General features: G+C 45.3%; 9 protein-coding genes. 7 read left to right on the top strand and 2 right to left on the bottom strand.

What is annotated here, in order from left to right:
• Window positions 1-172: 172 nt before the first annotated feature.
• From R7070_RS06325 to R7070_RS06300, 6 genes are all read left to right on the top strand, one after another.
• Window positions 173-1564, top strand: coding sequence for an HlyD family type I secretion periplasmic adaptor subunit (locus R7070_RS06325; protein WP_005374562.1), 1392 nt, complete (start codon window positions 173-175; stop codon window positions 1562-1564).
• Between the two features lie 114 nt (window positions 1565-1678).
• Entirely contained in the window at window positions 1679-2362 is a 684-nt protein-coding gene (locus R7070_RS06320; protein WP_005374561.1) for a transglutaminase-like cysteine peptidase, read from the top strand.
• Between the two features lie 5 nt (window positions 2363-2367).
• Window positions 2368-4281, top strand: a complete 1914-nt coding sequence (locus tag R7070_RS06315; protein WP_005383568.1) for an EAL domain-containing protein — start codon at window positions 2368-2370, stop codon at window positions 4279-4281.
• Window positions 4282-4296: 15 nt separating this feature from the next.
• Window positions 4297-6411, top strand: a complete 2115-nt coding sequence (locus R7070_RS06310) for a type I secretion system permease/ATPase (protein WP_005374556.1) — start codon at window positions 4297-4299, stop codon at window positions 6409-6411.
• 493 nt (window positions 6412-6904) lie between these two features.
• Window positions 6905-7498, top strand: a complete 594-nt coding sequence (locus tag R7070_RS06305; protein ID WP_042522270.1) for a mechanosensitive ion channel family protein — start codon at window positions 6905-6907, stop codon at window positions 7496-7498.
• Window positions 7499-7633: 135 nt separating this feature from the next.
• A complete protein-coding gene (locus R7070_RS06300) occupies window positions 7634-8218 on the top strand; it encodes a flavodoxin family protein (protein WP_017821885.1) in 585 nt (194 codons plus the stop codon).
• 63 nt (window positions 8219-8281) lie between these two features.
• Here R7070_RS06300 and R7070_RS06295 read toward each other — a convergent pair whose 3' ends face one another.
• Window positions 8282-9907 carry an ABC transporter substrate-binding protein gene (locus tag R7070_RS06295; protein ID WP_256900195.1) on the bottom strand — a complete coding sequence of 542 codons (1626 nt, stop codon included), beginning with the start codon at window positions 9905-9907 and terminating at the stop codon, window positions 8282-8284.
• A gap of 141 nt (window positions 9908-10048) precedes the next feature.
• On the opposite strand from R7070_RS06295, the gene mpaA reads away from it, so the two are divergent.
• Window positions 10049-10759, top strand: a complete 711-nt coding sequence (gene mpaA, locus R7070_RS06290; RefSeq protein WP_033907251.1) for a murein tripeptide amidase MpaA — start codon at window positions 10049-10051, stop codon at window positions 10757-10759.
• Between the two features lie 19 nt (window positions 10760-10778).
• On the opposite strand, the gene R7070_RS06285 is transcribed toward mpaA, so the two are convergent.
• Window positions 10779-11630 carry an SIS domain-containing protein gene (locus R7070_RS06285; RefSeq protein WP_256900194.1) on the bottom strand — a complete coding sequence of 284 codons (852 nt, stop codon included), beginning with the start codon at window positions 11628-11630 and terminating at the stop codon, window positions 10779-10781.
• Window positions 11631-11726: the final 96 nt, after the last annotated feature.

Here is an 11726-nt window from a genome sequence, read left to right as displayed (position 1 = left end):
AGCTATACTCCGGCGCTAATTATGCTTTTGTTTGATTTAGAAAGTGTAAGAAAGCTCATTTGAAGAGAGAATAACCCTCTTCTCATATTTTATTAGCCGAGCATGCTGACATGATCGGTTAATAATAATAAGATCAAAAAGATAATCCGTAATTATATAAGCAGGGACTGTGATGAGCCGAGATAACTACAACAAACTCAACGATGAAGAGTTGGATTTTGTTGATGACAAAACTGCAGCATTGCTCCTCAATACCCCCAACAGCGCGCGTTTTATGCTCTGGGTTATGGTGCTATTTTTCATTGCAGCAATAGGTTGGGCATCTTGGGCTGAAATCGACAAAGTCACGGTAGGTCAAGGCAAAGTGATTCCCTCCTCACAGATACAAGTAGTCCAAAACTTAGAAGGTGGCTTAGTCAAAGAAATCTTGGTCAAAGAAGGTCAGTTGGTTGAAAAAGGCCAACAGTTACTGCTTATCGACGACACCCGCTTTCGCTCGGATTTTCGTGAACGTGAGCAACAAGTTGCCAACCTTACCGCATCTGTGCTGCAACTATCCGCTTCTATTAACAGTGTTGCCGTTAATCGTGATTTTGAAACGGAAAACTGGCGTCAAAGTGTACTACTTGATTACGGTAAACTGACCTTCCCACCAACCTTGGAAGAGACTCGACCTCAACTCACACAGCGTCAAAAAGCAGAATATCGCGAAGATCTAGATAATTTACGCAACCAACTTTCTGTTATTGACCAACAAGTGCAGCAAAAGCAGCAGGACTTGGTAGAGATCCAAGCACGAGTAAGGAACTTGCGTCAAAGCTACCAATACGCGAAAAAAGAACTCGATATCACCAAACCTTTGGCAGACGAGGGCGTTGTTCCTCGTATTGAACTGCTCAAATTACAGCGCCAAGTCAACGATACCCGTCGTGAAATGACGTCCAGTGAGCTCAAGATTCCCGTATTGCAATCAGCGATTCGAGAATCCATGCTCAACCGTATTGATGTTGCACTCAAATTCCGCTCTGAACAGCAAGAGAAACTCAACAGCGCCCAAGACCAGTTATCTGCTTTGGTTGAATCAGCGGTGGGCTTGGAAGATAGAGTAAACCGAACGGTTGTGAATTCGCCAGTAACAGGCAAAATCAAAACACTGAACATCAATACTGTCGGTGGTGTTATCCAACCTGGTATGGATATCGTCGAGATCGTACCAACAGAAGACACACTATTGGTAGAGGCGAAAATTGCGCCAAAAGACATCGCATTTTTACGCCCAGATCTTCATGCTATCGTGAAATTTACAGCTTACGACTTCACAAAGTACGGCGGTTTAGAGGGAGAGTTGGAACATATCAGCGCGGATACCACTCAAGATGAAGAAGGCAACAGCTTCTACATTGTTCGTGTACGCACCGAAAAAACAAACTTTGGTCAAGATGCAGATTTACCAATCATTCCAGGAATGACAGCATCGGTCGATATCATCACAGGGAAGCGAACCGTTTTGGAATATCTACTTAAACCGATTTTAAGTGCCAAAACGAACGCCTTGAAGGAGTAAACCACATTAAGATACTCGCGATAGGGAGTATTGAGCGATAAGTGATTAAATAAAAAGCACTTATTTCTCACTGACGAACTCTCTAGAAGAGTATACTTGTGATACGAGTCGAATATGCGATCCAATTTGCAGCGTAAAGTTACATTATTAATCAGCTTAAGTTGTTTGTCGTTCCAACTTGGTGCGCTGAACAGTAAAGAACAACGATGGGTCAATACGGTCACAGCGGTGTACGGCGAACGTGCGGGATTGCGCGTAAATACATGGCGAAAGAACCTCGACTTATTTAAACAATTAGAGACTCATGAACAGCTCGCTGGCGTTAACGACTTTTTTAATCAGCTGTATTTCGTTGACGACATAAAACTGTGGGGAAAGACAGATTATTGGGCTACGCCACTCGAATTTTTAGGGAGTAACGCAGGAGACTGTGAAGATTTCACTATTGCTAAGTACTTCTCTTTACTCGAGCTAGGAATACCAGATTCAAAGATGCGGTTAATATACGTAAAAGCCATCGAACTGAATCAGTTTCACATGGTATTAGCTTACTACCCTACCCCAAGTTCTGAGCCGCTCATTCTCGATAATATCAATCCTGACATTGTCCGAGCCTCTAAGCGTAGCGACTTGCTACCGATATACAGTTTTAATGGTACAAACCTGTGGTTGATGAAGTCATCTGCTAGCACTGGAGAGCTGGCAGGGAAAGCATCACGGTTGAGCCTTTGGAATGACTTACGCTCGCGCGAACGTAAGTTGCAGTTAAATAAACCTAAAATTAACTATGACGAGTGAGAAACATGACCCTATATAAGAAGCTTGTGGTGGGGATGGTTACGGTCTTTATACTCTTGTTGGCATCAGTATTCGTAATCCAATTCAACACGACTCGAGACAGCTTGGAGCAACAGCAACGTTCAGAGGTCAACAACACTATTAACACCGTAGGTTTGGCACTGGCTCCTTACCTAAAGGACAAAGATAAAGTCGCGGTTGAGTCCGTGATTAATGCTCTATTTGACGGCAGCACCTACTCCGTTGTTCGTCTTACAGCATTAGATTCTGACTACCAGATCGTGCGTACTTACCCAGTTAAACCAAGTACGGTGCCACAATGGTTTATCGACATGAATCTATTTAAAGCGATTCACGATAAGCGTGTTGTGACCAGTGGTTGGATGCAGCTCGCCGAAGTAGAAATCATTAGCCACCCAGGCGCAGCTTACGAGCAGCTCTGGCAAGGTTTTATTGGGTTGCTGTCTGTATTCAGTGTCATTTTTCTGGCTGGTTTAGTGGCAATTTCATACATCCTACGTCGCTCGCTAAAGCCGTTAACGGCCATCGTGAATAAAATGCATGAAATCGCGAATAACCAATTTGGTGAACCGCTTGCTCGTCCAAGAACCAAAGATCTTATCGCGGTGGTAGATGGCATTAACATGATGTCTGCTCAAATCGAGCTATCATTCAAAGAGCAAGCCAAAGAGGCGCAACGTCTGCGTGCTCAGGCTTACCTCGATCCTATATCTAAATTGGGTAACCGCTCATTCTACATCAACCAAATCGACCAATGGCTTGCAGAGCAAACGCAAGGGGGTATCGCGCTACTACATGCTGAATACATTGGGGACATTTACGAGACCAAAGATTACCAACGCGCAGATGCCCACGTTAAAGAACTGTCTCAACGTTTGAAAAACACCATTGATGTACCGGGTGCCACGATTGCTCGCTTGTCTAGTGATGAGTTCGGCTTGCTTTTCCCTCATATGGATGAGAGCGAGTTACGCATTTTATCGGACAGCATCGTCAATTGTGTGAACGGCCTAAATACTGACCCAACAGGCTTAGCAAAACCTAAAGCGTCACTAGGGGTTGCACACAGCAAAGATCAGAAAACGCGTTCTGAAATCCTCTCGATGGTGGACAACGCACTATCGAAAGCCAAAGCGCAACCAGACAAGCCATACGGCTTCATTGGCAGTGATACACCTTCTAGTTTGATGGGTAAACAGCAATGGAAAGCGTTGGTTGAAGAAGCCATTCATAGTGATTGGGTTAAATTCCGTTTCCAAGCTGCGAAAAACACATGGGGTAAAGTATTCCACAACGAAGTATTTTCAAGCATCGAAAAAGATGGTGAAACGTATCGTGCGAATCAATACCTATTCGCACTAGAACAGTTAGACGCCACCAACATCTTTGACCAGTATGTCATTGAATCAATGATTAAGATGCTAGAAAGTGGTGAACTTAATGACCCAGTCGCGATTAACATCGCGCAAAGCAGCTTGTCTCAACCATCGTTTATTCGCTGGACAACTAGCATGCTGGAAAAACATGCCAAAGTGGCCTCTAAGCTACACTTTGAAATTCCAGAGGAATGCTTTATCGATCAGCCTCACCACACAGCACTGTTATGTAATGCCATTCGCCAATCAGGTGCTGAGTTCGGCGTAGATAACTACGGACGTAACTTCCAATCTTTGGAATACATCCAAGAGTTCCGCCCGAACTATGTGAAGCTCGATTACCTATTCACACACAACTTGCACGACGAAAAACAGAAATTCACGCTAACGTCGATCTCTCGTACTGCCCACAACCTTGGTATTACGACTATCGCATCGCGTATCGAAACTCAAATCCAGTTGGATTTCCTCACTGAACATTTTGTTGAGGTATTCCAAGGATTCATCGTCGACAAGGAATAAAAAGGTTTATCAACGATGAAAGACCCTTTACTGAATTCGCTCATCTACGTTAGCCGTTACTATGGGTTAGCTAACTCGCCAGAAGCGCTAGTCAACGGACTACCGCTATCTGACGGTAAACTGACCCCATTTTTGCTACCAAGAGCAGCGGAAAGGGCCGGATTGGTTGCCAAGGAAAACCGCGCAGAGCTGGAGAGCATCTCCAGCCTAATTCTGCCGGCAATCTTAGTTCTTAAAGGCGGTGACTCTTGCGTTCTCAACAGCATCAATATGGAGAAACGCGAGGCCGAAGTCACCACCCTAGAAAGTGGAATGGTGCCGATCTCTATTCCATTAGAAGACCTACTTGAGCAATACACTGGTCGGTACTTTTTAGTTAAAAAGCAATTCCGTTTCGATGAGCGCTCTCCCGAAGTGCTCAAAACCAACGAAGGCCACTGGTTCTGGTCAACCTTGTGGCAGTCAAAACGCATCTACCGCGATGTTTTAATCGCATCACTTCTCATCAACCTCTTTGCGGTTGCCGCTCCGCTATTCACTCGCTTGGTGTACGACAAAGTGGTTCCGAATCTTGCGTTTGAAACCCTATGGGTACTAGCAAGTGGCATCTTTGTCGTGTTCCTGTTCGACTTCATTCTCAAGTCGCTGAGAAATTACTTCATTGATGTGGCGGGCAAGAAGTCTGACATTCTGATTTCATCCAAACTGTTCAGCAAAGTGATGGGGATTAGAATGGAATCGAAGCCGCCTTCGGTCGGTGCCTTCGCTCGCCATTTACAAGAATTCGAATCTATTCGAGAGTTTTTTACTTCAGCGACCGTCAGTGCTCTCATTGATTTGCCTTTTGCCATTCTGTTCTTAGTGATTATATGGCTAATGGCTGGCGATCTTGTGTATGTACCGATGGTGGGCGTGGTCATTTTGATTATTCACTCGCTACTGATACAAGGGCCGCTGCGTCGCTCCATAGAGGAGGGTTCACGCCTAGCATCGCAAAAATATGCCAATTTGATAGAGAGCCTGGCTGGGTTAGAAACCGTAAAAATGCTCAGTGCGCAAAGCCAATTCCAATACCGCTGGGAAGAGGCAGTTGCGCACATGGCGAACTGGAATATAAAAAGCCGCCGAATTACGGATAGCATTCAAAACGCGGCAGGTTTTGTGCAGCAAAGTAGTAACGTAGGGATGATCATCCTAGGCGTTTACTTAATTGCAGAAGGCGACTTAACCATGGGCGGTTTGATTGCCGCAACCATGCTTAGCGGCCGCGCGATTGGTCCTTTGGTTCAGTTATCCTTACTCTCTACGCGCTACAACCAAGCGAAGTCTTCTATGACAATTATCAATCAAGTCATGGAAATGCCGGATGAACAAGAAGAAGGTAAACGTTACATTCACCGCCCAATAGTACAAGGCAAAATTGAACTTGAACGCGTGACCTTCCACTACCCAGATTCACCGGTGGCGTCGATTCGAGATTTGAGCTTGACTATTAACCCAGGCGAAAAAGTAGCGATCATAGGCCGTATCGGTTCGGGTAAAACCACGTTAGAGCGTCTAATCATGGGCTTGTATCAGCCGACGGAAGGTCATGTTCGCATTGATGATACCGACATCGCACAGCTGCATCATGTCGACATTCGCCGTAATATTGGTTGTGTGCCGCAAGATTCCAATCTGTTCTTTGGTTCTATCCGCGACAACATTACGCTAGGTCGCCCATTAACCGATGACCGTGACGTACTAGACGCAGCGAATCGTGCCGGTGTTACTGCGTTTACGCAATCTGACCCAGCGGGCTTAGAACGCCAAGTTGGTGAAGGTGGTGCAATGCTTTCGGGTGGTCAACGTCAAGCAGTCACGATCGCTCGTGCATTTTTGGGTCGTCCTCCTGTTCTACTCATGGATGAACCAACCAGTGCGATGGATAACCGCTCAGAGATGCACATTAAGCATCAATTAGCACAGTTGAAACCTAGTGAAACGCTGATTCTGATTACGCATAAAACGTCTATGCTCGACATCGTTGATCGCGTAATTGTGATGGAGAAAGGCAGCATCATCGCAGATGGCCCTAAAGCGCAAGTGCTGAACGATTTGAAACAAGGCAAAGTGCGTGCGGTTAGCTAGCCTGAATTCACATTGATAAAAGACAAAGGCCCCATTTAACTTGTGTTTAACGGGGCTTATTTTATTGGGAGCCCGAGATAATTAAGTTCTTCAAGCGCGACCCAAACGAGTACAAGGCCAACAATCACGAATAAAATCATAATCGCCTTTTCATCTTCTTCCATTTTTCAACGCCCTAAAAGCTATTTCAATTAATACACCTTAGGTTATCAGGACAAAAGTCATATTCAGCTCGTTTATAAGGAACTAGCGTCATATAATGTCGGATATGGGATACAGCTCAAAGATTGCTCTTTTCAAAATCACGTCAGCTTTGGTTGAATATAAGTAATAAAGCCAAAGAGTTCGCAATGCTCACTAAGTCTTTGATTAACCAATATAGTACTCTGTGGAACCTCAACACAGAGACAAATGGTGTAAAGAAAAATTGTGATTACTTACAGCAAAAAATCAGCTATAAAAGCCGCTTTCTAGATATCGTCGAGATGAAGAAATGAATGATTGGATCCAATTAGAGCAAGTGAGCCAGTATTTCACTACGGGCTCCCTCGGTTACAAACTATTGATGGGCATTTTTGTCCTGATCGCGTATCGCATCCTGAAGAGGATTGTAAATAGAGCTATCCTAAATTTGGCAACAACGAAAGGTGTAAAAAAGGCTCGTTTGAGTTTTATTCAGCGCTGTTTCAATGTCGCGCTGCTATTTTTGACCGCCTCTATTTTTGCCATTATCACAGGTATTGGCTATGGCGATGTGTCTTTGTTCCTATCGTCCATTTTTGCCGTATTAGGTGTGGCGTTTATTGCGCAGTGGTCAATTCTGAGCAACATCACTGCCAGCTTTTTGATCTTTTTTGTCTTCCCATACCGAGTGGGTGACCGAATTAAAGTCGTAGATAAAGATGAAGACATCTGCGGTGAGATTCAAGAAATCAGTATGTTTCACGTGTTAATTAAGCACGACAACGGAAACTTAATCACTTACCCAAACAACCAGATTTTGCAAAAAGCAGTGCTAAAGCTGGCGAAAAACAAGCCAGAGCCAAGTAAAGTAAAATCTCGGATTTATACTCGCAGAAAGAAATAACCCACTAAAAAGCCGATGTATCTACATCGGCTTTTTAATGCACTTCTTTTTAAGTTTTAGTGTTGACCTCAACCTAGCTTGAGGTTTTAGCCTTAGTCGCACGATTAAAAATCAACAATGAAAAAAGGAACCATTGTGTCCAAAATTGCGATTATTTATTTCTCTAAAACCGACGTTACTGGTCAACTTGCTCGCGCGATTGCCGCAGGCGTTGAACAACAAGGCATTAAGCAGCAAGATGAATGTGAAATCCTCTCTCACCGAATTGAAGGCAGTGAGATTATTGAGGGACGTTTTGTGAACCCTAAACTAATGGATGAACTTGCTGAGTGTGATGCGATTATCTTTGGCTCACCGACCTATATGGGCGGTGTAGCAGCGCAGTTTAAAGCATTTGCAGATGCAAGCAGTGAATCTTGGTATTACCAAAAATGGGCGAGCAAAATCGCGGCTGGCTTTACCAGTGGTGGGGCAATGAATGGCGACCAATCTTGCACATTACAATATCTACAAACGCTCGCTAACCAACACGGCATGATGTGGGTCGGGTTGGATAAGATCAGCAATTCTGGGGAGCAAAACCTGAATCGTTATGGTGTACAAGGTGGTATTGTTGCACAAGGTGGTGAAGGTGGTCAGTTGCATGCTTCTGATGTTGCAACGGCGGAGTATCTTGGCAAACGAGTCGCTATGCTCGTGAATAAGCTCTCCACTCGCTAACAAAAAAAAGAAGCCCCTTAAGATATATCTTCGGGGCTTCATATTTATCGCTTGTTTTGAGCGCTACTTCTTGATGTAGAGGTCTTTCGAGTAGATACGACCTTCTACGTTGCTCTTGGCAAAACCTCCAACCGTAGGACGAACCAAACGCGCTTGCATGTAGTAGTAAATCGGTGCGATTGGCATATCCGCCGCCAACAATTGCTCGGCTTGATCATAGAAACCTTGGCGCGCTTTCTCATCGGTTGCGGCCAATGCACTGTTCATCGCGTTGTCGTACGCTTCATTGCTGTAACGTGCAAAGTTACCCGAAGAACCTGAGCGAAGTAAGCTCAGGAAAGTAGACGCTTCATTGTAATCACCACACCAGGAAGCGCGCATCACATCGAAATTGCCTTGTTTACGCGCCACTAAGTATGACTTCCACTCTTGGTTTTCTAACTCCACGTGTGCACCGAGATTTTTTTGTAGCATCGACGCTATCGCAACCGCGATCGATTTGTTTGCCTCACTGGTGTTGTACAGCAATTTAAAATCGAGCGGCTTGTCTTGGCTGTAACCCGCTTCTTTTAACAACTGACGCGCTTTCTCGTCACGTTGTTGCTGACTCCACTTACTGTATTCAGGCGGCGTCGCATCAAACCCTGCGGTGTACTGATGCGCAAAAGTATAAGCAGGAAGGTTGCCCACTTGCGTGACACCATTCGTAATCACATCGCGCATGATGGAGTACGACACCGCTTGACGCACTCGCACATCATCAAATGGCGGACGAGTGGTATTGAACGCGTAGTAATACGTACACAATAATGGCACCACCGTGTAAGCCTGCTTGTAATCTTGTTTAAGCTTCTGCGCCATATGAGTCGGCACATCTGACGTGATATCCAGCTCTCCTGCCGCATAGCGATTGATAGACGCGTTTTGGTTTTCAAACGGAATGTAAGTCACTCTGTTTAGATGCGTATCTGCGCTGTCCCAGTAACTTGGACTCTTAACCAGTTCAATGCGCTCATTCACGACCCACTTATCCAATGTGAATGCACCGTTGCTAACAAATTGGTCTGGATCGCTCCACGGCTTGTCGCGGTTTTCCACTGTCGCTTGATGCACTGGCATCATGGACGTGTGCCCAGTCATAGCAACAAAGTACGGCACTTGACTGTCCAACTCAAAACGTAGGGTGTATTTATCCACTGCCTTGATACCGAGATCGTCCAAAGGCTTTTTGCCCTCTGCTACATCGGTGATGTTTTTGATCTTGGTGAGTTTGAGATACCAAACATTTGGAGAAGCGGTTTTCGGATCTACCGCTCGGCGCAGTGAATAGACAAAATCATCCGCTGTCACAGGCTCGCCATTCGACCATTTCGCGTCTTTGCGCAAGTGAAAAGTAAAGGTTTGGTTGTCGTTGGTTTCCCATGATTCTGCCACACCGGGAATAATGTTTCCGTCACGATCTTGAATCACAAGCCCTTCAAATAAGTCACGAATCACATGCATTTCTGGCAGACCTTCGGCTTTCGCTGGGTCAAGCGTCGCCGCCTCTGCGTCATTCGCACGTACTAAATGCTGTTCTGCGGCAAGTTGAATGCCTTTAGGTAAGGTCTCCGCAGCAACTGATGTAGCAAGAAAAGGGGTGAATAAAGAGGAAATCAGCAACGCCGTTGAATGTTTTTTAAAATCCATATCGTTTTTCGTTCTCCTAACGCGTCTTGTGAAGCAAGTGCCACAATTAACATTTCAACCGTTGACGAGTTTAAACGGTTCAGTTTAGCTAGGTGTAATTAGCTTAGATATTGATACTACTTCATCAATCAGGAGATTACGGTGAGTCTAATTCCAAGAACGGAAAGAGCGGCATTTTTAATTCGGCCAACATCATACGGTCAATCCGTGCTTGGTGCGCCATTACTGTATTTTCCGGCTCAAGTCGAAAGTGCTTCGCGAGGTTTGATTTTGGCAGGCACTCACGGGGACGAGACGGCCTCGATTGCAGGTTTGTCCTGCGCGCTAAGAAGCTTGCCTGCTGAAAACTTACGACATGATGTGATTCTGTCAATGAATCCTGACGGCAACCAACTAGGCACACGCGCAAATGCAAACCAAGTGGATCTCAATCGCGCGTTTCCAACCCAAAATTGGACTGAGCATGGCACAGTGTATCGATGGAGCTCTCACACACCCGTTCGAGACGTACAGGTGAAAACTGGCACTAAAAACCAACTAGAGCCTGAAGTTAGCGCATTAATTAACTTGATTGAACTGCGCAAGCCAAAGTTTGTGGTGTCGTTTCATGAACCGCTTGCTTTTGTGGATGATCCCAAACATTCCGACCTTGCCAAATGGCTCGGCGAGCAGTTCCAACTGCCAATCGTTGACGATATCGACTACGAAACACCCGGCTCATTCGGCACTTGGTGTAGTGAACGTGATTTACCTTGCATCACGTTGGAGTTACCAGCGATTTCTGCCGATCTCACCATTGAAAAACATCTCTCTGCTTTTATTGCTTTGCTGAGGCACGATCCGGATCTCTAGTCCGCTGTTAAACAAGCGATCATGTGAGGATCTGTTTGATGTCGGTACTGATATCGCTGATCAACTGACGGGCACTGTCGTCTCTTTGCTGAACCAAGATGATAAACAGCAAATCGGTGATCACGTTTTGCGCGGTACGCGAAGCAATGGATGAGCTGCGATGTTCCGTTTCATTGGCAATCGTATCAAACGTAATATCGGCAATACCGCGCAAGCGACTTCTTCCAGGCGCAGATAACGCAATCACCTTCGTGCCCTGTTCTTTTGCCGCTTCTGCCGCGACGAGAATTTCTTTGCGCTCACCCGAAAACGAGATTGCGATCTGAACATCTTCTGGAGAGAGCGTGCGGGCAACAGCAATCTGCACGTGGCTGTCTTGTTCAGAAAGCGCCGTAATACCAAGTTTAAGCAGTTTAAAGCTTAAATCCTTCGCGGTCAGTGCAGAGCCCCCAATCCCGACCACTTGCACTCGACGCGCTTCACTCAACCATTTCACCGCTTGGTGACACGCTTCATAAGACAGCGCATTGGTGGTTTGAAACATAGCGTCGGTTTTTGCTTTCACCAGTTTCTGTGAAATAACCGCGATGGGATCATCTGCCAAAATATCACTGTGCAACGGTGTCGACTGCATCGCATGCTTACGGCCAATCTCTTCATTCAGAGCTAACTTAAACTCGCTGTAGCCTTTAAAGCCAATACGCTGAGTAAATTTCACAATGCTCGATTGACTCACTTTTACTTGCGCCGCAAGTTCTTGGCTGGTGAGCTGCGCTGCCTTTTCTGCGTTTTCAACAATCCAATCGCCGACCAAACGACCACTTTGCGAAAGCTGAGTACGCCTCGCGACTATCTTATTGATAACTGACACAACAAAAACCTCAAAAATTTTAAATAAATTATTCCAAAACAAAAATAATAAGAGTTTGATTTAACCCCCTGATTATTCTAACCAAGGCAGTTAATC

This window comes from Vibrio sp. 1557 (assembly GCF_033340175.1).
Lineage (GTDB): Bacteria > Pseudomonadota > Gammaproteobacteria > Enterobacterales > Vibrionaceae > Vibrio > Vibrio alginolyticus.
Note: the sequence above shows the minus strand (reverse complement) of the source record. Positions and strands in the feature narration are given on the sequence as shown.

Coding starts and splice junctions, on each gene's coding strand:
- R7070_RS06310 (WP_005374556.1), top strand. CDS start 4,297: ATGAAAGACCCTTTACTGAATTCGCTCATCTACGTTAGCCGTTACTAT.
- R7070_RS06305 (WP_042522270.1), top strand. CDS start 6,905: ATGAATGATTGGATCCAATTAGAGCAAGTGAGCCAGTATTTCACTACG.
- R7070_RS06325 (WP_005374562.1), top strand. CDS start 173: ATGAGCCGAGATAACTACAACAAACTCAACGATGAAGAGTTGGATTTT.
- R7070_RS06295 (WP_256900195.1), bottom strand. CDS start 9,907: ATGGATTTTAAAAAACATTCAACGGCGTTGCTGATTTCCTCTTTATTC.
- R7070_RS06315 (WP_005383568.1), top strand. CDS start 2,368: ATGACCCTATATAAGAAGCTTGTGGTGGGGATGGTTACGGTCTTTATA.
- R7070_RS06320 (WP_005374561.1), top strand. CDS start 1,679: ATGCGATCCAATTTGCAGCGTAAAGTTACATTATTAATCAGCTTAAGT.